The sequence below is a fragment of the Pseudomonas alcaligenes genome, from assembly GCF_014490745.1.
GTDB lineage: Bacteria > Pseudomonadota > Gammaproteobacteria > Pseudomonadales > Pseudomonadaceae > Aquipseudomonas > Aquipseudomonas alcaligenes_C.
The window spans coordinates 572248-595510 of record NZ_LZEU01000001.1; the positions used below are offsets into that span (position 1 = coordinate 572248).

Below are 23263 nucleotides of genomic sequence, written 5' to 3' on the forward strand. Positions count from 1 at the left end.
CTGCGCCTCCCTGTGCATTTCTGGAACACGCATGAAGATACTGATCGTTGGGCCCAGCTGGGTCGGTGACATGGTGATGGCGCAGACCCTGTTCGTCTGCCTCAAGCAGCGTCACCCGGACTGCGAGATCGACGTGCTGGCGCCCGAGTGGAGCCGGCCGATTCTCGAGCGCATGCCCGAGGTGCGCGCGGCGCTGAGCTTCCCGCTCGGCCATGGCGTGCTGGATGTCGCCAGCCGCCGGCGCATCGGCAAGTCGCTGGCCGGCCAGTACGATCAGGCCATCCTGCTGCCCAATTCGCTGAAATCCGCCCTGGTGCCGTTCTTCGCCGATATCCCGCTGCGTACCGGCTGGAAGGGCGAGATGCGCTACGGCCTGCTCAATGACATCCGCACGCTGGACAAAGAGCGCTACCCGCTGATGATCGAGCGCTTTATGGCGCTGGCGTACGACAAGGGCGCGGAGTTGCCCAAGCCCTACCCGCAGCCGCGCCTGCAGATCGACGAAGCCAGCCGCGCCGCCGCCCTGGCCAAGTTCAATCTCAGCCTGGATCGCCCGGTGCTGGCGCTGTGCCCAGGCGCCGAGTTCGGCGAGGCCAAGCGCTGGCCGGCCGAGCACTATGCCAAGGTCGCCGAGCTGAAGATCCGCGCCGGCTGGCAGGTGTGGCTGTTCGGCTCGAAGAACGACCATGCGGGTGGCGAGGAGATTCGCAATCGCCTGATTCCCGGCCTGCGCGAGGAAGTGGTCAACCTGGCCGGGCAGACCAGCCTGGCCGAGGCCATCGACCTGATGTCCGCCGCCGGCGCCGTGGTCTCCAACGACTCCGGCCTGATGCACGTGGCCGCCGCGCTGAACCGCCCGCTGGTGGGCGTCTACGGCTCGACGTCGCCGCAGTTCACCCCGCCGCTGGCCGACCAGGTGGAGATCGTCCGCCTGGGCCTGGACTGCAGCCCCTGCTTCGAGCGCACCTGTCGCTTCGGCCACTACAACTGCCTGCGCGAGCTCAAGCCGCGCCCGGTGATCGAGGCGCTGGATCGCCTGGTCGCCGATCCGATCGAGGTCGAATAGTGCGGGTTCTGCTGATCAAGACTTCTTCGCTGGGCGACGTGATCCACACCCTGCCGGCCCTTACCGATGCGGCGCGGGCCATCCCTGGCATCCAGTTCGACTGGGTGGTGGAGGAGGGCTTCGCCGAGATTCCGGCCTGGCACCCGGCCGTGGCTCAGGTGATTCCGGTGGCGATTCGTCGCTGGCGCAAGCACCTGCTGCAGACCTGGAAGAGCGGCGAGTGGAAACGCTTCAAGCAGCGCCTGGGCGAGACCGACTACGACCTGGTGATCGACGCCCAGGGCCTGCTGAAAAGCGCCTGGCTGACCCGTTACTGCCAGGCCCTGGTGGCCGGCCTGGATCGCGACTCGGCGCGCGAGCCGATCGCCTGCCGCTTCTACGATCGTCTGTACTCGGTGCCGAAGAACCAGCATGCGCTGGAGCGCACCCGCCAGCTGTTCGCCCAGGCCCTGGGCTACAGCCTGGCAGACGGCTTCGGTGATTACGGCCTGGATCGCGCAGCCATGGCCGATGCCGCCGCGCAGCCCTATTTGCTGTTCCTGCACGGCACCACCTGGGCCAGCAAGCATTGGCCGGAAGCCGACTGGCGTGCCCTGGCCGAGCGCATGGCCGGGCAGGGCTGGGCGATCCGTCTGCCCTGGGGCAACGAGGCGGAGAAGGCCCGTGCCGAGCGCATAGTCGCCGGTCTCGACAACGCCGCCGTGCTGCCCAAGCTGAACCTGGCCGGGGTGGCCAAGGTGATCGCCGGTGCCACCGCCTGCGTGGCCGTGGACACCGGCCTCGGCCATCTGGCCGCGGCGCTCGACGTGCCGACCCTATCCCTGTACGGCCCGACCCTGCCGGGCAAGGTCGGCGCCTATGGCCGTGGCCAGGTGCACCTGTGCGCCAGCGGCCCGCAGGCCGGCAAGGGCGACCGTAATAAACCCTGTTTCGATGGCCTCGATGCACGGCAGGTGGGCGATGCGCTGAACGCCATGCTGCTGGCGCAGCAGGAGGCGGTGTGATGCAGCTGGCCTTCGTCCTGTACAAGTACTTCCCGTTTGGCGGCCTGCAGCGCGACTTCATGCGCATCGCCCTGGAATGCCAGGCGCGCGGCCATGCCATCCGCGTCTACACGCCGATCTGGGAGGGCGATGTGCCTGCCGGTTTCGACGTGCGGGTGGCGCCGATCAAGGCGCTGTTCAACCACCACCGCAACGAGAAGTTCAGCGCCTGGCTGGCCGCCGATCTCGCCCGCGACCCGGTGGAGCGGCTGGTCGGCTTCAACAAGATGCCCGGCCTCGACGTCTACTACGCTGCCGACGGCTGCTACGAAGACAAGGCGCAGACCCTGCGCGCGCCGATCTACAAGCGCTGGGGGCGCTACAAGCATTTCGCCGACTACGAGCGGGCGGTGTTCGCTCCCGAGTCGCACACCGAGATCCTGATGATCTCCGAAGTGCAGCAGCCGCTGTTTATCAAGCACTACGCCACGCCGGCCGAGCGCTTCCATCTGCTGCCGCCGGGCATCGCCCAGGATCGCCGCGCGCCGGCCAATGCCGCCGAGATCCGCGCCGAGTTCCGCCGCGAGTTCCAGCTGGCCGACAGCGACCTGCTGCTGGTGCAGATCGGCTCCGGCTTCAAGACCAAGGGCCTGGATCGCAGCCTCAAGGCGCTGGCCGCCCTGCCGCGCGAATTGAAGAAACGCACCCAGCTGATCGCCATCGGCCAGGACGATCCGCGCTCGTTCCAGCTGCAGGCCAAGGCTCTGGGCGTGTCCGAGCAGGTGCAGATTCTCAAAGGGCGCAGCGACATTCCGCGCTTTTTGCTCGGCGCCGACCTGTTGATCCACCCGGCCTACAACGAGAACACCGGCACCGTGTTGCTCGAGGCTTTGGTGGCCGGCCTGTCGGTGCTGGTCAGTGCCGTGTGCGGCTACGCCCACTACATCGCCGAGGCCGATGCCGGGCGTGTACTGCCCGAGCCGTTCGCGCAGGACGACCTCAATCGTATGCTGACCGAGATGCTCAGCGACGACGCGGCGCGCGCGAAGTGGGGCGCTAACGGCCTGGCCTTCGCCGATACGGCCGACCTGTACTCCATGCCGCAGCGCGCGGCCGATGTGATTCTGGCGGAGCGCGCATGAAGCTGATTCTCGCCGAGCCGTTCCAGAGTCTGTGGGCCGGGCAGGATGCCTTCGCCGCCGTTGAGGCGCTGCAGGGCCAGGTCTACCGCGAGCTGGAGGGGCGGCGCACGCTGCGTACCGAAGTCGCCGGGCGCGGCTACTTCGTCAAGATCCACCGCGGCATCGGCTGGGGCGAGATCGTCAAGAACCTGCTCACCGCCAAGCTGCCGGTACTCGGCGCGGCCCAGGAGTGGCAGGCGATCCAGCGCCTGACTGCGGCCGGCGTGCCGACCATGACCGCCGTGGCCTATGGCGAGCGCGGTAGCAACCCGGCGGCGCAGCATTCGTTCATCGTCACCGAGGAACTGGCGCCGACCACCGACCTCGAGCAGCTCAGCCTGAACTGGCTGCAGCAGCCGCCCGAGCCGCGCCTCAAGCGCGCGCTGATCGCCGAAGTGGCGCAGATGACCGGCACCATGCACCGCGCCGGGGTCAACCACCGCGACTGCTACATCTGCCACTTCCTGCTGCACACCGACCAGCCGGTGACGGCAGACAACCTGCGCCTGTCGCTGATCGACCTGCACCGCGCCCAGGTGCGCAGTGCCACGCCGCTGCGCTGGCGCAACAAGGATCTGGCCGCGCTGTATTTCTCGGCGCTGGATATCGGCCTGACCCGCCGCGACATCCTGCGCTTTCTCAAGGGCTACTTCCGCCAGCCGCTGCGCGCCATCCTGCGCGATGAAGCGCGCCTGCTGGCCTGGCTGGAGCGCAAGGCGGACAAGCTCTACGCGCGCAAGCAACGTTACGGAGATGCACTCTGATGGCCGGTTGGCACCTCGATCCGGCCTATGCCCAGCTGGCAGACGACTTCGGTGATCTGCAGCGGGTATTCGACCTGCAGGGCCAGCGCCTGACCAAGGATCCGCTGTCGGAAGTGATCCTGATCGAGCGCGACGGTGTGCGCTACTACGTCAAACGCTACTGGGGCGCGGGCAAGGGCCTGCGCCGCTACCTCGGCCGGCCACGGGTCAAGGCCGAATGGCAGAACCTCAAGCATTTCACCAAGTGGGGCATTCCTACCGCGCCGATCGTCGCCTACGGCCTGGAACGCAAGGCCGGCGCTTTCGTGCGCGGCGCGCTGATCACTCGCGAACTGGAGCGTACCCAGGATCTGGCCCTGCTGGCCAAGGAACAGGACGCGCGCCTGCGCGACTCTGGCTGGGTGGCGCGAATCAGCCGCCAGCTGGCCGAAGCCACGCGGCTCATGCACCGGCACGCCTTCACTCACAACGACCTGAAGTGGCGCAACCTGCTGGTCAACGACCGCGCCGAGCTGTTCTTCATCGACTGCCCGACCGGTACCTTCTGGTGGGGCCCCTGGCTGCACTACCGCATGGTCAAGGACTTGGCCTGCCTGGACAAAGTGGCCAAGTACCAGCTGACACGCAGTCAGCGCCTGCGCTTCTACCTGCAGTACCGCGGCCGTACTCGCCTGAGCGGCGGCGACAAGCGCCGCATCCGTCAGGTGCTGAAGTTCTTCGAGGGACGGGAATGAACGACTTTATCGCCAGCGCCGACCGCGCCATCCTCGAACGCCACGGGCTGGCCAGCTACGACGCGCTGTGGGCGCTGCAGCTGGAAGCGGTGGACGAGCCGAACACCGAGCGCGGTGGCTGGAGCAGCGTCTATCGCCTGGATCTCGGCGATGCCGCCTACTACCTCAAGCGCCAGAGCAACCACCTGACCCGCAGCCTGGCCCATCCCTGCGGCGAGCCGACCTTCGCCCGCGAGTTCCGCAATATCCAGCGCTATCGCAGCCTGGAGATTCCGGCCCTGCAGGCGGCCTTCTTCGCCGAGCGGCGGCTGCCCGGCGAGCGCCGGGCGATCCTGCTGACCCGCGCGCTGGACGGCTGGCGCGATCTCGACCACTGGCTGCAGGGCTGGAGCGAGCTGTCCGAGGGGCAGCGACGCGCGCTGCTGGATGCCTGCGGCCTGCTGGCCCGGCGCCTGCACCAGTCCGGACAGATGCACGGCTGTTTCTATCCCAAGCACATCTTCCTGCGCGAGACGGGGAGCGGCGTCGAGGCGCAGCTGATCGACCTGGAGAAGACCCGCCCGCTGCTGTTCGGCGCGCGCGACCGGATCAAGGATCTGGAGCCGCTGCTGCGCCGCGCCAGCCAGTGGAGCGAGGACGACGTGCGCCGCCTGCTGTCCGCCTACCTGGATGGCCGCGGCGACCTCGATAGCTGGTGGCAGCGCCTCGGCGCCCGCCGGCGCAACAAGGAAGCGCGGCGGTGAAGCTCGCCGCCCTGGCCGCCAGCGGACGTACGCCGAGCCTGCCGCTGCAGGTCGAGCTGGCCGATGCCGCCGGCCCGGCGACGCTGCAGGTCGAGCGCCTGCTGCGGGTGCTGCCGGGGCAGCGCTATGTCGGCGTGGCGCAGTGGCGCGGGCGTACGGTGCTGGCCAAGTTGCTGGTCGGCGAGCGCGCCGCGCGGCACTTTCGCCGTGAGCGCGAGGGTGCCCACCTGCTTGCCGAGCAGGGCCTGACTACGCCGCTGCTGCTGGCCGAAGGGCTGGTGGAGGGCGAGGGCGGCTGGCTGCTGTTCGATTACCTCGACGGCGCCGACAGCTTGTGGGATGCCTGGCGCGCGGTGGAGTGCGAGGCGCTGCTCAGCGACGCGCAACAGGCGGTGCTCGGCGAAGCCCTGGCGGCCATCGCGCAGATGCACGCCAGGGGCCTATGGCAGGCCGACCTGCACCTGGACAACCTGCTGCGGCAGGCCGGCCAGCTGTTCGTTATCGACGGTGGTGGCGTGCAGGCGGAAACCCCCGGCCAGCCACTGTCGCGGGGCAAGGTGCTGGAAAACCTCGGGGTGTTCTTTGCCCAGCTGCCGGCGGAGCTTGCGCCCTTCACCGAAGAGCTGCTGGTGCACTACCTGCTGGCCAACGGCGAGCACGCCCTGCCGCTGGAGGCGCTGCTCAGGGAAGTGGCCAAGGTGCGCCGCTGGCGCCTGCGCGACTACCTGAAGAAGATTGCCCGCGACTGCAGCCTGTTCGCCGCGCGGATCAATGCCTTCGGCCTGCGCGTGGTGCGTCGCAGCGAGGAGGCCGGGTTGCAGCCGCTGCTGAACAACCTCGACCTGCTCACCGAGGCCGGCCACGTCTACAAGACCGGCGGTGCGGCGACCGTGGCGCGGGTCGAGCTGGGCGGGCGGGCGCTGGTGGTCAAGCGCTACAACGTGAAGAACCTGCTGCACTGGCTGAAGCGCTTCTGGCGCCCGAGCCGGGCCTGGCACAGCTGGGTCGAGGGCAATCGCCTGCAGCTGCTGGGCATCGCCACCCCGCAGCCGCTGGCCGTGCTGGAGCGGCGCTGGTGCTGGCTGCGCGGGCGCGCCTACCTGATTACCGAATACTGCGGCGGGCAGGATATAATCGCCCGTTTCCAGGCGTTCCATGACGGATCGCCCCCGGAAAGCGACCTGCTGGCACTGGATCGCCTGTTCGCCGCCCTGCTGCGCGAACGCATCAGCCACGGCGATTTCAAGGGGCACAACCTGTTCTGGGACGAGCGCCTGGCGTGCTGGTCGCTGATCGACCTCGACGCCATGCAGCAGCATCGCAGCGCGCGCAGCTTCGCCAGGGCCTATGCCCGCGACCGCGCCCGCTTCCTGCGCAACTGGCCCGCCGACTCGGCGTTGTACCAGCTGCTCGACCAACGTTTACCGCTGACGCCCGCCGTCGGCTCAGCAGACTAGAAAAAGAGGCAAAACCAGTGGCACTGACCATTCTCGGCCTGTCCGGCGCCCTCAGCCATGACCCGTCCGCCGCCCTGTACATCGACGGCAAGCTGATTGCAGCGGTGGAAGAAGAGCGCTTCGTGCGCGACAAGCATGCGAAGAACCGCATGCCCTACGAGTCGGCCAAGTTCTGCCTGGAACAGGCCGGGATCAAGCCGTCCGACGTCGACGTGGTGGCCATTCCGTTCGCCCCGATCAGCCTGTTCGGCAAGGCCCGCTGGCACTATGCCAAGCGCTACTGGTACGCCCCGGATCGCTCGCTCGACGCGATCCTGATGGGCAACCGCCGCTACAAGCGCTACCACAAGAAGATTCAGTGGTGCCTGGAGCAGCTGGGCTTCGACCTGAAGAAGGTCAAGATCGAGCCGGTCGAGCACCACCTGGCCCACGCCTCCAGCGCCTACCACTGCTCGGGCTTCAAGGAAAAGACCGCGATCCTCGGCATCGATGGCAAGGGTGAGTACGCCACCACCTTCTTCGGCTACGGCGAGAACGGCAAGATCCACAAGATCAAGGAATTCTACGATCCGGATTCGCTCGGCGGCCTGTACGGCGCGATCACCGAGTTCCTCGGCTTCGAGATGCTCGACGGCGAGTTCAAGGTCATGGGCATGGCGCCCTACGGCGACGCGGCCAAGTACGATTTCTCGCGCCTGGCCAAGTTCGAGAACGGTGAGCTGATCATCAACACCGACTATGCCAACGTCATCGGTTTCCGTCGCTACAAGGAAAACGGCAAGGGCTACTACTTCTCGCCCAAGCTGATCGAGTGGCTGGGGCCGAAGCGCCAGGGCGACATCGCCGACGACCCGTACATCCACTACGCCGCCAGCATGCAGGCGCTGTTCGAGAAGCTGGCGCTGGAGATGATGGAGTACTACCTCGGCGACATCCTCAAGGAAACCGGCAAGATTGCCTTCGCCGGCGGTTGTGCGTTGAACGTCAAGCTGAACCAGAAGATCATCGCCCGCGACGACGTGAAGGAGCTGTTCGTGCAGCCCGCTTCCGGCGACGCCGGCACCTCGGTCGGCGCCGCCGCCTACGTCTCGCACCAGCGCGGCGTGCCGGTGGAGAAGATGGAGCACGTCTACCTCGGCCCTTCGTACTCCAACGAAGACGTGATCGCCGCCTGCGCCCGCCACCCGAGCAAGCCGGTGTTCAAACGCATCGACAACACCGCGCAGCGCATCGCCAAGATCATGGTCGACGCCAACCCTGTGGCCTGGTTCCAGGGCCGCATGGAGTTCGGCCCGCGCGCCCTCGGCGGCCGCTCGATCATCGGCTGCCCGAGCGTGCCGGGCGTGGCCGATCGGATCAACGAGCAGATCAAGTTCCGCGAGCGCTGGAGACCCTTCTGCCCGTCGATGCTCGACACCGTGGCGCCGCAGATGCTCAAGGTCGACCATCCGAGCCCGTTCATGACCTTTACCTTCGAGGTCAACGAGGAGTGGAAGACTCGCGTCGGCGAAGTGGTGCACGAAGACGGCACCTCGCGCGCCCAGGTGCTGGAGCGCCGCTTCAACCCGCGCTGGTACGACCTGATGCTGGAGCTGGAAAAACTCACCGGCAACGGCGTGTCGCTGAACACCTCGCTCAACCGCCGCGGCGAGCCGATGATCTGCTCGCCGACCGACGCGCTGAACATGTTCTACGGCTCCGACCTGCAGTACCTGATCATGGAAGACATCCTCGTAGTCAAGGACGGCAAGGACTGGTATGACAACATCTGAGGTCTCGGGGGCTGGGCAGTCGTGGGTTCTGCAGTTCTGCCACGGCTATGACGGCCCCTTCCTCGATTGCGCGCGGCAGTACGCCGCGCTGTTTGCCGGTACGCCCTACAAGGTTTGCACCGTCTACCTGACCGGTGCACCGAGTGCGGAGGTGGAGCAGGGCTCGGCTTCCGATCAGGTGATCTTCCTCGACTATTCCAGTCGCGACGTGCGCGGGCTCAAGCTCAAGGCCATCGCCGACTTGCGCCGTATCGCCGCTTCGCGCGACTTCCAGCTGTGCATTGCCCATCGCTTCAAGCCGGTGTACATCGCCCTGCTCGGCAGCGACCTGCCGGTGATCGGCGTGCACCATGCCTTCGGTGACTATCGGCGCCTGTCGCGCCGGCTGTTCGCCAACTTCTTCAGCAAGCGCCTGGCGTTGCTCGGGGTTTCCGATGCGGTGCGCGACGACATGCGTGCCTGCTTGCCGAGCTGGCCGGGCGAGCGCATCGAAACCCTGTACAACCGCATCGATATCGCCGCCGTGCAGGCCGAGCAGGTCTCCCGCGAGGCGGCCCGCGTGCATCTCGGTTTGCCGCAGCAAGCCTGGGTAGTGGGCAACGTCGGGCGCCTGCATCCGGACAAGGATCAGGCCACCCTGATCCGCGGCTTCGCCCAGGCCCTGCCGCAGCTGCCGGCCGACAGCCTGCTGGCGATCATGGGCAGCGGCAAGCTGGAAGCTTCGCTGAAGGCGCTGGCCGCCGAGCTGGGGGTGAGCGAGTCAGTACGTTTCCTCGGCCAGGTGGCTGGCGGCCGCCGTTACTTCAAGGCCTTCGACCTGTTCGCCCTCAGCTCCGACCACGAGCCCTTCGGCATGGTGCTGCTGGAGGCCATGGCCGCCGGGGTGCCGGTGCTCGGCACCGACTGCGGCGGCGGGCGCGAGGTGGTGCAGGGCGTCGGTGAGCTGTTCCCGCTCGGTGCGGTGAGCGAACTGGCCGAGGCCTTGAAACGCCAGGCACAGATCGGCGATCTGCAGGTGCTGCGCCAGCGCATGCAGGAGCGCCTGCAGCAGGTCTTTTCCGACCAGGCGGTGCGTGCGCAGTTCTGGTCGCTGCCCATGCGCGCCGTGCTGCGCTGAGGGTCGCCATGCTGCAGGATGCCGTCGCCAACCCCTGGGCTGCCAAGGCCCGCGCCCTGGATCGCTACCGCTGGCAGCTGCTGCGCGAGCGCCATGGCCTGCTGGGCAGCGCCTTGCGCTTTGCCCGCGAGGCGCTCGCTGACTGGTGGTTCGGTGTGCGCGCCAAGGCTCGCCTGGCTGAGTCCATCGCGGCCGAGCCCTGCGATTTCCTGCTGCTGCAGTCGGCACCCAAGGTCATCAAGTTCCAGCGCAAGAAGCTGCTGATCGAGGGCCTGCGCGGTCGTGGCCACAATCTGGTGGAGACGGCGCTGCAGGAGCCCGGGACGATCCTGCGCCAGCGCCTGCTCAAGCGCCCGCCCCATGGGCTGCCGATCCGCTACTTCGGCATCGCAGCCTATGCCGAATGGCTGGTGGCACAGCATCAGCCGCGCGTGCTGCTCAATGATCGCAATGGCAGCCTGTACGCCCCGTTCCTGCGCCTGGCGCTGAATGCCCGCGGCAGCCTGCTGGCGCATCTGGCTCACGCCACTACGGTGGAGGGCTCGCGCCGGCTGGGCATGAACGACTACGACTATTACCTGCTGTTCGGCCAGAGCTCGCTGGAGGCCCTGCAGGCGCGCGCGCTGCGTTTCGGCAGCTCGACGGCGCTGTTGACCGGCTCGCACATGATCGACACGGCCTTCGATCTGCCGCCCGCGGAGGCGGCGCGGCGCGTGCTGCTGATCCTCGGTGTCGGCCCGGACAAGGAGAAGGAGCCGGGCTACCAGCGTACCTATGCGCTGCTGCGCGACTGGGCGGCGCAGAACCCCGACTACCAGGTGCTGGTCAAGGCCCACCCGCGCAGCCAGGCGCCGTTCTGGCAGGAGGCCGCCGGCGTGCTCGACAACCTGCAGGTGCTGCCAGCGGACTGTGGTCTGGCCGAGGCCCTGGGGCGGGCGTCGCTGGTGGTCAACATCATGTCCAATGCAGTGATCGAGGCCGGCCTGGCCGCGCGCCCGGTGATCTACTGCAACCTGAGCGATGACCGCGACATCTTCGCCCAGGAGGCCTTCTTCGGTGCGCCGCTGACCAGTCCCGCCGCCCTGCAGGCCCATGTGGCGCAGCTGGAAGCCGATTATCCGGCCCAGGTCGAGCGAGCCAGGGCCTTTGCCCATTATCATCTGGCCCATGGTTCCGCCGGCCTGCAGATGAGCCAGCAGGCGCTGGTTGCCCTGCTGCAGGCCACGCCGTTGCCGGCCGAGCTGCAGCAGAGCCAGCTGCCGGCGGCGCCATGATGGGCACTTCCTTTTTTGTAGGGGCGGCCTGGCCGCCTGTCTCTCTCCCGAATTGCAGCCATGACCATGACTAACTTCCTGTTCTTCTCGCTGGCCAAGCACCAGAGCCTCTACTTCCAGCGCCTGCTCGACGAGACCGAACTCGACGGCAAGGTGGTGGTACCGAGCCGCCTGCCCTGGCCACGGCCCTGGCAGCTGTCGCGCATTGCCAAGCGCATCGACTGGGCGGCGCTGATCGAGGAGAAGTGTCAGGAACGGCGGGTCAAACGCAAGTCCGAGGGCACTCTGTATCGCCTGCTGCTGCGGCTCGAACTGGCCTGGATGGCGCTGCGCCTGCACGCCATGCTCGAGCGCGAGCAGCCGGCGGCCGTGGCCATGTGGAACGGCTGCCACCGCTATTGCCAGCTGCTGGTCGCTCTGCTGCCGGCGGGTTGCCGCACCTTCTTCTTCGAGAACGGCCTGCTGCCCAATACCACCACGCTGGATCCGCGCGGGGTCAACTACCGCAACTCGGTGCCGCGCCAGGCCGAGTTCTATCGCAGCTACCAGGCGCCCGCGGGTGCTACCGAAGCCCAGCTCACCCTGGTGCCACGCAAACCGCGCAACACCGGCGTGGCGCCGATCGTGCTGCCCGAGCGCTTCGTCTTCATCCCGTTCCAGGATGATCGCGATACCCAGGTGCGTCTGTTCTCGCCTTGGGTTGGCGACATGCGCCAGCTGTTCGCCCTGGGCGAGCGCCTGGCGGCGGAAACCGGCCTGACCGTGGTGTTCAAGGAACATCCATCCAGCCGCGAGTCCTATCCCGAGCTGCATGCCCGCAGCCACGAGCGCCTGCTGTTTGCCAATGGCAATGCAACCCAGGAGCTGATCCAGGCCAGCCAGTTCGTCATCACCCTCAATTCCACCGTCGGCCTGGAAAGCCTGCTGCTGGGCAAGCCGCTGCTGACCCTGGGCCAGGCGTTCTTCAACATTCCCGGCCTGGTCATGCATGCCGACAATGCCGAGGAATTGCTGGAGCTTGCCCGGGCCTTCCCGCAGTGGCCGCTGGAGCCGCTGATCCGTGACAACTTCCTGCGCTACATGGCGGCCGACTACTGCATCCAGGGCGGCTGGCAGAATGCCGAGCCGACCCAGTTGCAGCGGGTAGCGGCGCGCATGCTGCGGCGCGAGGCCTGAGCTGATGAAGTTTCCTGTACTGCGTGAGAGCCTGCTGGCGCGCTGGGCGGTGTTCGGCCTGCTGATTCTGCTCTGTGCCCCCTGGCTGATGCCGAGCAACAAGCACTACCACCAGCTGATCCATGTGTTCCTCTGGGCGCCGGCCTTGCTGGCGCTGTTTCTGCGCGACTTCCGCCGGCGCCTGCTGCAGCCGGAGATGCTGCTGTTTGTCGCCCTGGCGGCGTGGACGCTGCTGGTGATCGCCGTGCAGGGCGGACATGACCCGCAGAGCAAGGCCAAGCTGCCGTTTTACGTGGCCCTGAGCCTGCTCGGCATACTGCTGGCGGCGCGCGATGCCCGCTGGTCGCTGGAGTCCTCGCTGCGGCTCTGCGTCATGGCTGGCGGTCTGGGGGCGCTGCTGTCCATCCTGGTTTTCTATACCGGGGAAGCACCGGCACCGGGCCAGCGCCTGATCGCCACCGGCCTGTGGGACACGGCGATCATGGGGGCCCATGCGGTGGGTGCCCTGGCCATTCTGGGCTTGTTTCTCGGCGCGGGCGTGGTGCGGCGCTGGCTCCTGTTCCTGCTGGTACTGGCGGTGCTGGCCGAGAGCCTGTTCATCGGCCTCAACCAGACCCGCGGAGTGTGGCTGGCGCTGTTCGCCTCGTTGTTCCTGATGCTACTCGCGCGGCCGTCGCGACGCGGCGGGCTGCTGCTCGGCCTGGTGCTGCTCGGGGTGCTGGGCGGGGCGCTGCTGGAGCCGCAGTTCCTGCTGCAGCGCGGCCTGTCGTACCGGCCGACCCTGTGGCTCGGGGGCCTGCAGCTGATTCGCGAGCACTGGCTGCTGGGCCTGGGCTTCGAGGCCTACGAGATTGCCGTGCCGGCCCTGCAGAAGTCGTTCAAGCACCCGCACAACCTGTTCATCGACACCGGTGTGCGCCTGGGGCTGCCCGGCCTGTTGCTGTTCCTGCTGCTCTGGGGCGCGACCCTGCGCCGTGCCTGGCTCAATCGCGATGTCGCGTTGGGGCGCGCGCTGCTGGCCCTGTGGGGCTTTGCCAGTATCGCTTTGCTGAGCGACGGCATCGGTCTGTGGCTCAAGCCGAATGCCGACTGGCTGATCACCTGGCTGACGATTGCCCTGGGCATGGTGCTGGCGGTGCGCCAGGCCGAGGCCGCCGAGCGGCGTTGAGGCGTTAGCGGGCCGCCTCGTAGGCGGCCATCAGCTCGTCCCAGGGGAAGTTCGCCACCTTGCGCCGCTTCAGGTAGCCCTTGAGGTGGGCGAAGTTGCGCTGCACCAGGTGGCGGCCCAGCGGGCGGCGTTTGAAGCGGATATCGAGGAAGTCGATCAGGCCAAAGCCGCCGTCCGGGGTGCGCAGGATGTTGCCCAGGTGCAGCGAGCGGAAGTAGATGCCGCGCTGGTGCAGCAGGTGGATATAGGCGCCCAGCTGCGGCAGCAGGCGATCGAACTCGTCCCGCGCGTCGCGGAACAGCTTGTCCAGCGGCAGGCCCTCCAGGGGCTGGTAGAGGCAGGCGCTAACGGCTTTCTTGCGGTCGATCCAGAACAGCTCGTCCAGCTGTGGGGTCTGGATGCCGAGACGCTGCAGGCGTTCGGCGCGTTCGGCAAAGCGCCGCGCATCCGGGCTCAGGCGCACCAGCAGCGGGTTGCGCCGGCTGCGGAAGATCTTCAGCAGTTTGCCGTCGGGCAGGCGAACCACCTTGGGGCCGTGGCTGTCTTTTTCCAGCAGTTCGCCCTGGCTCAACCAATCTTGTAATTCGTTCGCTGTTACAATCCGCATCTTTTCTCTCTAGCCAGTCGTACGAGGCTCGCCGAATGGCCAATTCTACCCAGCAATCCAGCCTGAGGGTTTACCTGCGGTTGCTGAAATACGTGGTTCCCTACTGGGGAATGTTCAGCATCAGCATCGTGGGCTTCCTGATCTTCGCCTCGACCCAGCCGCTGTTCGGCTACATGCTGAAGTATTTCGTCGATGGCCTGGAGCATCCGGATGCCAGCTTCTTCGCTGGCGTGCCCCACCTGGGCAATATCGCGCTGCTCACCGACCTCAACCTGGTGCAGGTGGTACCGCTGCTGATCGTGCTGATCGCCATCTGGCAGGGCATTGGCTCCTTCCTCGGCAACTACTACCTGGCGCGGGTATCCCTGGGCCTGGTGCACGACCTGCGCGTCGAGCTGTTCAACAACCTGCTGACCCTGCCCAACCGCTACTTCGACAACAACAACTCCGGGCACCTGATCTCGCGTATCACCTACAACGTGACCATGGTCACCGGTGCGGCCACCGACGCGATCAAGGTGGTGGTGCGCGAAGGCATGACGGTGATCTTCCTGTTCGCCTCGCTGCTGTGGATGAACTGGAAGCTGACCCTGGTGATGGTCGCCATCCTGCCGCTGATCGCCGTGATGGTCGGTAGCGCCAGCAAGAAATTCCGCAAGCAGAGCAAGAAGATCCAGGCGGCCATGGGCGATGTCACCCATGTCGCCTCGGAAACCATCCAGGGCTTTCGCGTGGTGCGCAGCTTCGGCGGCGAAGAGTACGAGCGCGGGCGTTTCCTGGCGGTGACCGACGACAACCGCCGCAAGCAGCTGAGCATGGTCAAGACCGGGGCGATCTACACCCCCACCCTGCAGCTGGTGATCTACTGCGCCATGGCCGTGCTGATGTTCCTCGTGCTGTTCATGCGCGGCGACGCTTCGGCGGGCGACCTGGTGGCCTATATCACCATGGCCGGCCTGCTGCCCAAGCCGATCCGTCAGCTGTCCGAAGTCAGCTCGAATATCCAGAAGGGCCTGGCTGGCGCCGACAGCATCTTCGAGCAGCTCGACAGCGAGCCCGAGATCGATACCGGCAGCGAGGAGCGCAGCCGTGTCAGCGGTCGCCTCGAAGTGCGCGGGCTGACCTTCCAGTACCCGGGCGCCGAGAAACCGGTGCTGAATGACATCTCCTTCATCGCCGAGCCGGGGCAGATGGTGGCGCTGGTCGGCCGCTCCGGCAGCGGCAAGTCGACCCTGGCCAGCCTGATCCCGCGCTTCTACCACCATGAGCAGGGACAGATCCTTCTCGACGACCTGGATGTCGAGCAGTACCGCCTGCGCAACCTGCGCCAGCACATCGCCCTGGTCACCCAGCACGTCACCTTGTTCAACGACAGCGTGAGCAACAACATCGCTTACGGCGACCTGGCCGGTGCGCCGCTGGCCGAAGTACGCCAGGCGGCCGAGGCGGCCTATGCCGCCGAGTTCATCGAGAAGATGCCGCAGGGCTACGACACCTTGGTCGGCGAGAACGGCGTGCTGCTCTCCGGCGGCCAGCGCCAGCGCCTGGCGATTGCCCGCGCGCTGCTGAAGAACGCACCGCTGCTGATTCTCGACGAGGCCACCTCGGCGCTGGACACCGAATCCGAGCGGCATATCCAGGGTGCCCTGGACGAAGTGATGAAGGGCCGTACCACCCTGGTCATCGCCCACCGCCTGAGTACCATCGAGAAGGCCGACCTGATCCTGGTGATGGATCAGGGGCAGATCGTCGAGCGTGGCAGCCATGCCGAGCTGCTGGCGCAGAACGGCTACTACGCGCGTCTGCACGCCAAGCAGTTCGAAGAGGGCGGCGCCGACGTCGCGCAGGAGCAGGACGCCTGATGCTGAGTCACCTGCGCGCCTGGCGCGAGCGCGGCTGGAGCCCCATCGATGCAACTGCCTACGCCGAGGCCTGGCAGCGTTTCGGCGGCAGCGTGGCCACCCATCCGCAGGTGGTCGAGCGCCTGGCCGGGCTGGCCGGCATTCCGGTGCGCTACCTCGGCTGGCAGGTCGACGGCGAGCTGCTGGCGGCCATCCCCACCTGGGGCCGGCACCTGGCGCTGGCCAAGGATGTGCTCAAGCAGCAGGGCCAGCGCGGCCTGTTCGACCTGGGCAATGCCGAGATCATCCTGCCCGTCGCCGCCGGTGCGCAGGTGCCGTTGCGCCACCGCGCACGCTACGTGTCACTGCTGAATGCCGAGCAGCTCTGCACCCTGCGCGAACAGCCGGAGGGCCTGGCGCTGGCGCGCGAGCCCGAGGAATACAGCAAGAAGTTCCGTTACAACCAGCGCCGCGAACAGCGCCTGCTGGAAGAGGCGGGCGGCTTGATCCGGCCGATGCTGGAACTGGATGCCAGCGAGCAGGCGCGTATCTATGCCGACCTGTTCCAGCGTCGCTGGGGCTTCGAGGCCACCGGCAAGGCGCGCCTGGCCGACGTGTTCACCTTGCTGCGCGAGTTCATGACCGGCTCGGTGGTGTACCTGCAGGACGCGCCGGTGGCCATCCAGGTGCTCTACCGGGTCGAGGCACCGGCCTGGGTCAGCCTGGAGTACATCAACGGCGGGGTCGATCCGCAGAACCGCGAGTTCAGCCCCGGCAGCGTGCTCAGCTTCGTCAACACGCAAAATGCCTGGGCCGAGGCCCGTGCCATCGGCAAGCCGCTACGCTATTCCTTCGGTCGCGCCGATCGCGAGTACAAGGATCGCTGGTGCAACCGCGTCGCCGTCTACCAGGTGTAACGCCATGAGTGCACGCAAACAGCAACTGCTCAAACGCCATCGCCGGCACAAACGCATCGCCCTGCTGGTGACCCTGCTGGTGCTGGTGCTGCTCGGCGTGTTCGTCGCCTGGTGGTGGGTGCCGCTGCTGTTGGTGCTGGGCTGGATCGGCCACGAGGCCTGGTTCGCCGACCACCTGTTCTACGCGCCGGACGACGACTACCACTACGAGTTCCCGACCGGCACGCCCTGCCTGCTGGCGCGCATCAGCGACGGCCAGCTGCATCTGGACGGCGAGCCGGGCGCGGCGCAAACCCTGATTCTGGAGCTGGAAGTGCGGGCCACCTGGCTCGGCCGCTTTCTCGATCCGCGCATCTGGCTGGGTGACGACCGCCAGGACATGGAGCGCCGCGTCGACGGCCTGCGCTACTTCAACCTGTCCGGACAGGCCGATGCCCTGCGCAGCGGCACCCTGCGCCTGCGCGGGCAGTTCTGCCGGCTGGGCGGCGAGGGCCGCCTGTTCGCCCTGAGCAACCCCGATTACACCGAGCGTCGCGTGATGGTCATCGCCCCGCACGCCGACGACGCCGAACTGGCCGCCTTCGGCCTATACAGCCGCGCCGCCGAGGCCAGCATCGTCACCCTGACCCAGGGCGAGATCGAGGCCGAGGATTACCAGCGCCTGGGCCTGGCGCTGCCCGAGGCGGCGCGCCTGAAGGGCCGCCTGCGCGCCTGGGACAGCCTGGCCGTGCCGTTGTGGGGGGGGGTGCCGCAGAGCCGCTGCGTACAGCTCGGCTACTACTGCCTGCAACTACCCGCGATGGCCGAGCAGCCCGCACAGGCCTTTGGCTCGCGCGAGTCCGCCGAGGCCGACGTGCGCAGCGTGCGCCGCCATAACCCGCTGACGCTGCCGGGCGATGCCGATGGCGTGCCGAGCTGGAACAATCTGGTGGCCGACCTGGCTGCGCTGCTCGAGCATTTCCGCCCCGAGGTGCTGGTCACCCCGCATCCCGAGCTGGATCCGCACAGTGACCATGTCGCCGCCACCCGCGCCCTGCTGGCGGCAATCCAGATCAGCGCCTGGCAGCCGCAGACCCTGCTGCTCTATGCCAACCACCTGCACGACAACGACCGCTGGCCGATGGGCCCGGCCGGCCATGGCATCGCCCTGCCGCCGGCCATGACCGCGCTGCCGGCCGATGGCCTGTGGAGTCCGCTGCTGCCCGCCGCAGTGCAGCTGGACAAGGCCATGGCCCTGGCCATGCAGCACGACCTGCAGGGCCCGCTGCCACCCAAGAAGCGCCTGCGCCGCCTGATCCAGCGCCTGCTGGCCGGGCGCCGCTGGCCGGCCACCGGCGAGGACGAGTTCTTCCGCAAGGCGGTACGCCGTCACGAGCTGTTCTGGGTGCGCCCATTAGGCGAGTGAGAACCTGCTTACGATCTCCTGGCTGTCGGCCATACGGCGTTGAAAGTGGCCCGGGGCACGGCGCCTCAAAATGCTCATTTACACTGCGTAAACTGCGCTTTTTCGGCCTCTTTCGCCTTGTCTGGCTCTAATCCAGAAGATCGTAAACAGGTTCAGAACCCGGCCAGCGTTGCCCTACATGTTATGATCCGCCCCGATTTTGTTGCCCTGGAGCACCCATGAAGCTGTCCATGCCGCGTTACGATCAAGCCCCCGTTCTGGTGGTGGGCGATGTCATGCTCGACCGTTACTGGCATGGCGGCACCTCGCGGATTTCTCCCGAGGCGCCGGTGCCGGTGGTCAAGGTCGAGCAGATCGAAGATCGTCCGGGCGGTGCCGCCAACGTCGCGCTGAACATCGCCGCCCTGGGTGCGCCGGCCGTGCTGGTGGGCGTCACCGGTGAAGACGAGGCCGCCGACAGCCTCACCGACAGCCTTGGCGCTGCCGGCGTGCGGGCCAGCTTCCAGCGCATCGCGACGCAGCCGACCATCGTCAAGCTGCGGGTCATGAGCCGCCACCAGCAGCTGCTGCGCATGGACTTCGAAGAGCCCTTCAATACCGACGCCGCGGCCCTGGCCGTGGACGTCGAGCGCCTGCTGGACGGGGTCAAGGTGCTGGTGCTGTCGGACTACGGCAAGGGCGCGCTGAAGAATCACCAGGCGCTGGTGCAGCTGGCGCGGGCCAAGGGCATTCCGGTGCTGGCCGACCCCAAGGGCAAGGATTTCTCCATCTACCGCGGCGCCAGCCTGATCACCCCCAACCTCAACGAATTCGAGACCATCGTCGGCCACTGCGCCGACGAGGCCGAGCTGGTGGCCAAGGGTGCCAAGCTGATGGCCGAGCTGGAGCTGGGCGCGCTGCTGGTGACCCGCGGCGAGCACGGCATGACCCTGCTGCGTCCGGAGCACGCGCCGCTGCATCTGCCGGCCCGCGCCCGTGAAGTGTTCGACGTGACCGGTGCCGGCGACACGGTGATCTCCACCCTGGCCGCCTCCATCGCCGCCGGCGAGGAGCTGCCGCAGGCCGTGGCCCTGGCCAACCTGGCCGCCGGCATCGTGGTCGGCAAGCTGGGTACCGCCGCCATCAGCGCTCCCGAACTGCGCCGTGCGGTGCAGCGCGAGCAGGGCTCCGAGCGCGGTGTGCTGGGCCTGGAACAGCTGCAGGTGGCCATCGAGGACGCCCGCGCCCACGGCGAGAAGATCGTCTTCACCAACGGCTGCTTCGATATCCTGCATGCCGGCCACGTGACCTACCTGGAGCAGGCCCGCGCCCAGGGCGACCGCCTGGTGCTGGCGGTCAACGACGACGGTTCGGTGTCGCGCCTCAAGGGCCCGGGGCGGCCGATCAACTCGGTGGATCGGCGCATGGCCGTGCTGGCCGGCCTCGGTGCGGTGGACTGGGTGGTGAGTTTCAGCGAGGACACCCCGGAGAACCTGCTGCGCGCGCTCAAGCCGGATGTGCTGGTCAAGGGCGGCGACTATGGCATCGACCAGGTGGTCGGCGCCGAGATCGTCCGCGCCTACGGTGGCGAAGTGCGGGTGCTGGGTCTGGTGGAAAACAGCTCGACCACCGCCATCGTCGAGAAGATCCGCAACAAGTAAGTCCCTCCGGCCGGGCGTTGGCACGCCCGGCCATCCCCTCAGCCGGTCTTGCGCCTGCCTGCCTGGGTCGGCTGCTGCCGGGCCAGCCAGTCCTTCCAGCGGATGCGTTCGGCGCGCACCAGCCAGCCGTCCTGCTCGGCAAAGCTTTCCGATAGCCACAGGCCGCGGGTGCTGGCCGGTACTAGGGTGCCCTGGCGCAGGCTGAACAGCTCACCGCTGGGGCGTCCCTGGCGCAGCGCCAGCAGGTAGATGTCCGGCCGGCGGCGCTCCAGGCGGGCGAGCAGCTGGCCGTCCTCCAGGCATTCGTCGACATGAAACAGGCTGGGCTGGCGGCAATCCCTGGGCAGTTCCAGGCGCAGGTCGTAGACCAGCTGCAGCGAGGCGGTGGGCAGGTGCACGTAGGCGTGCGGCCGCTCGATCAGGGTCAGGTTGCCGCACTGCACCGGGCGCGCGGCGCCGGACAGCGGGCTGAGGCGGAAGTGGCTGCTCTCGCGGTAGCGCAGCGGCTGGTAGGGCGTTGGCAGCCAGGTGTCGCCGAAGCGCCCGCCCAGCCAGCCGTCGGCTGTCTCGATCAGGCACTCCTCGGCGACTTCCTGCAACGCGGTGAGCAGCGGCAGGTTCAGCTCATGGGCCGGTACGTAGCCGGAAATCAACTTGAGCACCACGTCGCCGCGATCCGGGCGGCGCTGGCGCACCAGCAGCAGGTAGTCGCGGCCCTGCCAGGCCAGGGTCAGGCGCACCGAGACGCCGAGGTTGGCCAGTTCGGCGACGAAGTGCTGGGGCCCGGCGACCTGCAGCGGCTGGCGCCGTTCAAGCATCTGGGCGAAGTTCAGCGGCAGGCCCAGGGCCTGGTAGTGCAGGCCGTCGGCGCTGGCTTCCACGTGCAGCGGCAGGGTCTTGAAGGTGCTGGGGTCTTTGCGCGCGAGCAGTCTCGGCATGCGGGTTCCTGCCTTCGGGCTTTCTGGCCTGGGGCGGCCAGCGATTTATCGGAGCCCTGCAGTGTAGCCCTTGATCACCGCTGCGGCGGTGGCCACGTTGCTCGCCAGATGCTGTGGGTTGATGGTGCCGACTATGGCGCTGGTGACCCCGGGCTGGGCGAACACCAGCTCGAAGCTGGCGCGCAGGGGATCCTGGCCCTCGGCCAGGCATGCGTGGCCGCTGGCCAGCGCCTTCTTCACCAGGATGCCCTTGGTATGGGCGGCGGCGTGCTCGATTACCGGCAGTTCGCTGCGCTCGGCCAGGTTGTAGGTGACCATCGCACAGTCACCGCGCTCCAGGGCCAGCAGGCCGCCGGCGACGGTCTTGCCGGACAGGCCGAAGGCGCGGATCTTGCCCTCGGCCTTGAAGGCGGCGAGGGTTTCGTAGAGGCCGCTGTCGTTGAGGATGGCCAAGTCGTCGCCGTTGGAGTGCACCAGCAGCAGATCGATGCACTCGCTTTCCAGGCGCCGCAGGCTGCGCTCCAGCGACAGGCGGGCGTGGGCCGGCGTGAAGTCGTAGTGTGACTGGCCGCCGATGAACTCTTCGCCGACCTTGCTGACGATCACCCAGTCCTGGCGCTGGCCGCGCAGCAGCGGGCCGAGGCGCTCCTCGCTGACGCCGTAGGCCGGCGCCGTGTCGATCAGGTTGATACCCAGGCCGCGGGCCTGGTCGAGCAGGGCGCGGGCACTGGCGTCGTCGGGAATGGTGAAACCGTTGGGATACTTCACGCCCTGATCGCGGCCCAGTTTGACCGTGCCCAGGCCCAGCGGTGAGACGATCAGGCCGCTGTCGCCCAGCGGCCGGTGCAGGTCGTGCAGGCTCATGGCAGCAGCTCCTCCCACACCGGTTGCGCCTGCGGCGGACGCGGCAGCGCCGGCAGCGGGGCGTGCGAGCCCGGGGCTATGCCGTCGCGCTCCAGGGTGGCGATGACCCGTTCGGCGAAGTCCGGCGCCAGCGCCAGCTTGGTCGGCCAGCCCACCAGCAGGCGGCCCTGTTCGGCCAGGAAGGCGTTGTCCGGGCGTACCAGACCGGATTGTGCCGGCTCGGCGCGGTCGACCCGCAGGGTGGCCCAGCGCGCGTCGGACAGGTCGATCCACGGCAGCAACTGCTGCACCTCCTTCTGCGCGCTGGCGATTTGCGCCGCCTCGCTGCGGGCCACGCCGTCGGCTTCGGCAATATCGCCGCCGAGGTACCAGACCCACTGGCCGTTTGCCGCCGGATGGCTGGTGACGGTGATGCGCGGCTTCGGCCCGCCGCCCAGACAGTGGGCATACAGCGGCTTCAGGCCTTTGCCCTTGACCAGCACCATGTGCAGCGGGCGCAGTTGCTGGCGGGGCTGTTCCAGGCCGAGGGTGGCGAGCAGCTCGGCATTGCCGCGCCCGGCGCTGAGCACGATGCGCCGGGCGCGAATCTCGCGGCCGTCGACGCGCAGGCCGACCAGCTCCTCGCCCTCGTGCAGGGGGGCGAGCTCCTGGCCGGCCAGCAGGCTGTCGCCGGCCAGCTCGGCCAGGCGGGCGATCAGGCTGGGCACGTCGAGCACCAGTTCGGCCAGGCGGTAGACCTTGCCCTTGAATTTGGGATGCTGCAGGGCCGGCGGCAGCTGTTCGCCCTTGACCTGGTCGACCCGGCCGCGCACCGCCTTGCTGGCGAAGAAGCTGGTCAGGTTGCCGGCCAGGCTGCCCGGCGACCACAGGTAGTGGGCCTCGGAGAGCAGGCGCACGCCGGACAGATCCAGCTCGCCGTTGCCGGCTACCGCCTCACGCCAGCGCCGCGGCATGTCGGCGATGGCCTCGGAGGCACCGGTCAGCGCACCGTGCAGGGCGTACTTGGCGCCGCCGTGGATGATCCCCTGGGACTTCAGGCTTTGCCCGCCGCCGAGGCTGCCGTTCTCCACCAGCACGCTGGCGTAGCCCAGTCGGCGCAGGCGGGCATTCAGCCAGAGGCCGGCGACACCGCCGCCAACGATGAGGATATCGGTGCTCAGAGCTTGGGACATGCGCGGCGCTCGCTGGAAAACAGGCGCGCAGTATACCGCGAGCGGCCGCGGCGGCTCGCTCGATCAGTGGCCGACGGTTTTCGAGAACAGCTGGATCACCACCACGCCGGCGACGATCAGGGCCATGCCGAGCATGGCCGGCAGATCCAGGCGCTGCTGGTAGAGGAAGGTCGCGGCAATGCTCACCAGCACGATGCCCAGGCCGGCCCACACGGCGTAGGCCACGCCGACCGGAATGCTCTTCACCACCAGGCTGAGCATCCAGAACGAAATCGCGTAGCCCACCACCACCAGCAGCAGCGGCAGCGGTTTGCTGAAACCCTGGAGCGCCTTCATCGAGGTGGTGGCGATCACTTCGGCGCCGATGGCGATGGCAAGGTAGACATAGCCGGACATGACGAACCTCCTGTTGAGCTGACCAGCATTCTAGTGCCTTGGCTGATG

The 23263-nt window shown here is 67.8% G+C and carries 21 protein-coding genes; 16 read left to right on the forward strand and 5 right to left on the reverse strand.

From position 1 onward, the window contains the following. Positions 1–31: 31 nt before the first annotated feature. From waaF to A9179_RS02620, 12 genes are read left to right on the forward strand one after another with little or no spacing between them, the layout of a single operon-like run. Positions 32–1066, forward strand: a complete 1035-nt coding sequence (waaF, locus tag A9179_RS02565) for a lipopolysaccharide heptosyltransferase II (protein ID WP_187804299.1) — start codon at positions 32–34, stop codon at positions 1064–1066. Further along, positions 1066–2070, forward strand: a complete 1005-nt coding sequence (waaC, locus tag A9179_RS02570; protein ID WP_187804300.1) for a lipopolysaccharide heptosyltransferase I — start codon at positions 1066–1068, stop codon at positions 2068–2070. The genes waaF and waaC overlap by 1 nt, the downstream gene beginning before the upstream one ends. Beyond that, complete coding sequence (locus tag A9179_RS02575; protein WP_187804301.1) at positions 2070–3191, forward strand: glycosyltransferase family 4 protein; 1122 nt, start codon at positions 2070–2072, stop codon at positions 3189–3191. The genes waaC and A9179_RS02575 overlap by 1 nt, the downstream gene beginning before the upstream one ends. Next, positions 3188–3994: a lipopolysaccharide core heptose(I) kinase RfaP gene (gene rfaP, locus A9179_RS02580; protein ID WP_187804302.1), complete on the forward strand. Its 807-nt coding sequence runs from the start codon at positions 3188–3190 to the stop codon at positions 3992–3994. Before A9179_RS02575 ends, rfaP begins: the two co-directional genes overlap by 4 nt. Then, positions 3994–4728 (forward strand): lipopolysaccharide kinase InaA family protein, encoded by a 735-nt coding sequence (locus A9179_RS02585; RefSeq protein WP_187804303.1) that lies wholly within the window; start codon positions 3994–3996, stop codon positions 4726–4728. Before rfaP ends, A9179_RS02585 begins: the two co-directional genes overlap by 1 nt. Then, a complete protein-coding gene (locus A9179_RS02590; RefSeq protein ID WP_187804304.1) occupies positions 4725–5471 on the forward strand; it encodes a lipopolysaccharide kinase InaA family protein in 747 nt (248 codons plus the stop codon). Before A9179_RS02585 ends, A9179_RS02590 begins: the two co-directional genes overlap by 4 nt. After that, entirely contained in the window at positions 5468–6928 is a 1461-nt protein-coding gene (locus A9179_RS02595; protein ID WP_187804305.1) for a lipopolysaccharide kinase InaA family protein, read from the forward strand. The genes A9179_RS02590 and A9179_RS02595 overlap by 4 nt, the downstream gene beginning before the upstream one ends. A 17-nt stretch (positions 6929–6945) precedes the next feature. After that, a complete protein-coding gene (locus tag A9179_RS02600; protein ID WP_187804306.1) occupies positions 6946–8700 on the forward strand; it encodes a carbamoyltransferase family protein in 1755 nt (584 codons plus the stop codon). Then, a complete protein-coding gene (locus A9179_RS02605) occupies positions 8687–9817 on the forward strand; it encodes a glycosyltransferase (RefSeq protein WP_187804307.1) in 1131 nt (376 codons plus the stop codon). The genes A9179_RS02600 and A9179_RS02605 overlap by 14 nt, the downstream gene beginning before the upstream one ends. Positions 9818–9825: 8 nt before the next feature. After that, the gene (locus A9179_RS02610) at positions 9826–11091 is read left to right on the forward strand and encodes a capsule biosynthesis protein (RefSeq protein WP_187804308.1); all 1266 of its coding nucleotides are present in this window, start codon (positions 9826–9828) and stop codon (positions 11089–11091) included. 60 nt (positions 11092–11151) lie between these two features. Beyond that, positions 11152–12267 (forward strand): capsular polysaccharide export protein, LipB/KpsS family, encoded by a 1116-nt coding sequence (locus A9179_RS02615; protein WP_262410511.1) that lies wholly within the window; start codon positions 11152–11154, stop codon positions 12265–12267. Between the two features lie 4 nt (positions 12268–12271). Beyond that, positions 12272–13435: an O-antigen ligase family protein gene (locus A9179_RS02620; RefSeq protein WP_187804309.1), complete on the forward strand. Its 1164-nt coding sequence runs from the start codon at positions 12272–12274 to the stop codon at positions 13433–13435. Between the two features lie 4 nt (positions 13436–13439). Here the strand turns inward: A9179_RS02620 and A9179_RS02625 are convergent, their stop codons facing one another. Further along, positions 13440–14006: a lipopolysaccharide kinase InaA family protein gene (locus tag A9179_RS02625; RefSeq protein WP_316851811.1), complete on the reverse strand. Its 567-nt coding sequence runs from the start codon at positions 14004–14006 to the stop codon at positions 13440–13442. Between the two features lie 71 nt (positions 14007–14077). Here A9179_RS02625 and msbA point away from each other — a divergent pair, with 71 nt between their 5' ends. The 4 genes from msbA (at position 14078) to hldE (ending at position 19845) form a co-directional block, all read left to right on the forward strand. After that, on the forward strand, positions 14078–15904 hold the full coding sequence (gene msbA, locus A9179_RS02630; protein ID WP_187804311.1) for a lipid A export permease/ATP-binding protein MsbA: 1827 nt from the start codon (positions 14078–14080) through the stop codon (positions 15902–15904). Then, positions 15904–16800, forward strand: coding sequence for a GNAT family N-acetyltransferase (locus A9179_RS02635; protein WP_187804312.1), 897 nt, complete (start codon positions 15904–15906; stop codon positions 16798–16800). Before msbA ends, A9179_RS02635 begins: the two co-directional genes overlap by 1 nt. A gap of 4 nt (positions 16801–16804) precedes the next feature. Further along, positions 16805–18205 carry a PIG-L deacetylase family protein gene (locus A9179_RS02640; RefSeq protein WP_187804313.1) on the forward strand — a complete coding sequence of 467 codons (1401 nt, stop codon included), beginning with the start codon at positions 16805–16807 and terminating at the stop codon, positions 18203–18205. A 218-nt stretch (positions 18206–18423) separates the two neighbouring features. Then, entirely contained in the window at positions 18424–19845 is a 1422-nt protein-coding gene (hldE, locus tag A9179_RS02645; RefSeq protein WP_187804314.1) for a bifunctional D-glycero-beta-D-manno-heptose-7-phosphate kinase/D-glycero-beta-D-manno-heptose 1-phosphate adenylyltransferase HldE, read from the forward strand. A gap of 38 nt (positions 19846–19883) precedes the next feature. Here the strand turns inward: hldE and A9179_RS02650 are convergent, their stop codons facing one another. The 4 genes from A9179_RS02650 to A9179_RS02665 form a co-directional block, all read right to left on the reverse strand. Beyond that, positions 19884–20783 carry a metal ABC transporter ATPase gene (locus A9179_RS02650; RefSeq protein ID WP_187804315.1) on the reverse strand — a complete coding sequence of 300 codons (900 nt, stop codon included), beginning with the start codon at positions 20781–20783 and terminating at the stop codon, positions 19884–19886. 45 nt (positions 20784–20828) lie between these two features. Beyond that, positions 20829–21647, reverse strand: a complete 819-nt coding sequence (locus A9179_RS02655; RefSeq protein ID WP_187804316.1) for an aldo/keto reductase — start codon at positions 21645–21647, stop codon at positions 20829–20831. Continuing rightward, entirely contained in the window at positions 21644–22819 is a 1176-nt protein-coding gene (locus A9179_RS02660) for an NAD(P)/FAD-dependent oxidoreductase (RefSeq protein WP_187804317.1), read from the reverse strand. The genes A9179_RS02655 and A9179_RS02660 overlap by 4 nt, the downstream gene beginning before the upstream one ends. 63 nt (positions 22820–22882) lie before the next feature. Further along, positions 22883–23215 (reverse strand): DMT family transporter, encoded by a 333-nt coding sequence (locus tag A9179_RS02665; RefSeq protein WP_187804318.1) that lies wholly within the window; start codon positions 23213–23215, stop codon positions 22883–22885. Positions 23216–23263 lie beyond the last annotated feature (48 nt).

Coding starts and splice junctions, on each gene's coding strand:
- waaF (WP_187804299.1), top strand. CDS start 32: ATGAAGATACTGATCGTTGGGCCCAGCTGGGTCGGTGACATGGTGATG.
- A9179_RS02575 (WP_187804301.1), top strand. CDS start 2,070: ATGCAGCTGGCCTTCGTCCTGTACAAGTACTTCCCGTTTGGCGGCCTG.
- rfaP (WP_187804302.1), top strand. CDS start 3,188: ATGAAGCTGATTCTCGCCGAGCCGTTCCAGAGTCTGTGGGCCGGGCAG.
- A9179_RS02585 (WP_187804303.1), top strand. CDS start 3,994: ATGGCCGGTTGGCACCTCGATCCGGCCTATGCCCAGCTGGCAGACGAC.
- A9179_RS02590 (WP_187804304.1), top strand. CDS start 4,725: ATGAACGACTTTATCGCCAGCGCCGACCGCGCCATCCTCGAACGCCAC.
- A9179_RS02605 (WP_187804307.1), top strand. CDS start 8,687: ATGACAACATCTGAGGTCTCGGGGGCTGGGCAGTCGTGGGTTCTGCAG.
- A9179_RS02610 (WP_187804308.1), top strand. CDS start 9,826: ATGCTGCAGGATGCCGTCGCCAACCCCTGGGCTGCCAAGGCCCGCGCC.
- A9179_RS02615 (WP_262410511.1), top strand. CDS start 11,152: ATGACCATGACTAACTTCCTGTTCTTCTCGCTGGCCAAGCACCAGAGC.
- A9179_RS02620 (WP_187804309.1), top strand. CDS start 12,272: ATGAAGTTTCCTGTACTGCGTGAGAGCCTGCTGGCGCGCTGGGCGGTG.
- msbA (WP_187804311.1), top strand. CDS start 14,078: ATGGCCAATTCTACCCAGCAATCCAGCCTGAGGGTTTACCTGCGGTTG.
- A9179_RS02635 (WP_187804312.1), top strand. CDS start 15,904: ATGCTGAGTCACCTGCGCGCCTGGCGCGAGCGCGGCTGGAGCCCCATC.
- A9179_RS02640 (WP_187804313.1), top strand. CDS start 16,805: ATGAGTGCACGCAAACAGCAACTGCTCAAACGCCATCGCCGGCACAAA.
- hldE (WP_187804314.1), top strand. CDS start 18,424: ATGAAGCTGTCCATGCCGCGTTACGATCAAGCCCCCGTTCTGGTGGTG.
- A9179_RS02650 (WP_187804315.1), bottom strand. CDS start 20,783: ATGCCGAGACTGCTCGCGCGCAAAGACCCCAGCACCTTCAAGACCCTG.
- A9179_RS02655 (WP_187804316.1), bottom strand. CDS start 21,647: ATGAGCCTGCACGACCTGCACCGGCCGCTGGGCGACAGCGGCCTGATC.
- A9179_RS02660 (WP_187804317.1), bottom strand. CDS start 22,819: ATGTCCCAAGCTCTGAGCACCGATATCCTCATCGTTGGCGGCGGTGTC.
- A9179_RS02665 (WP_187804318.1), bottom strand. CDS start 23,215: ATGTCCGGCTATGTCTACCTTGCCATCGCCATCGGCGCCGAAGTGATC.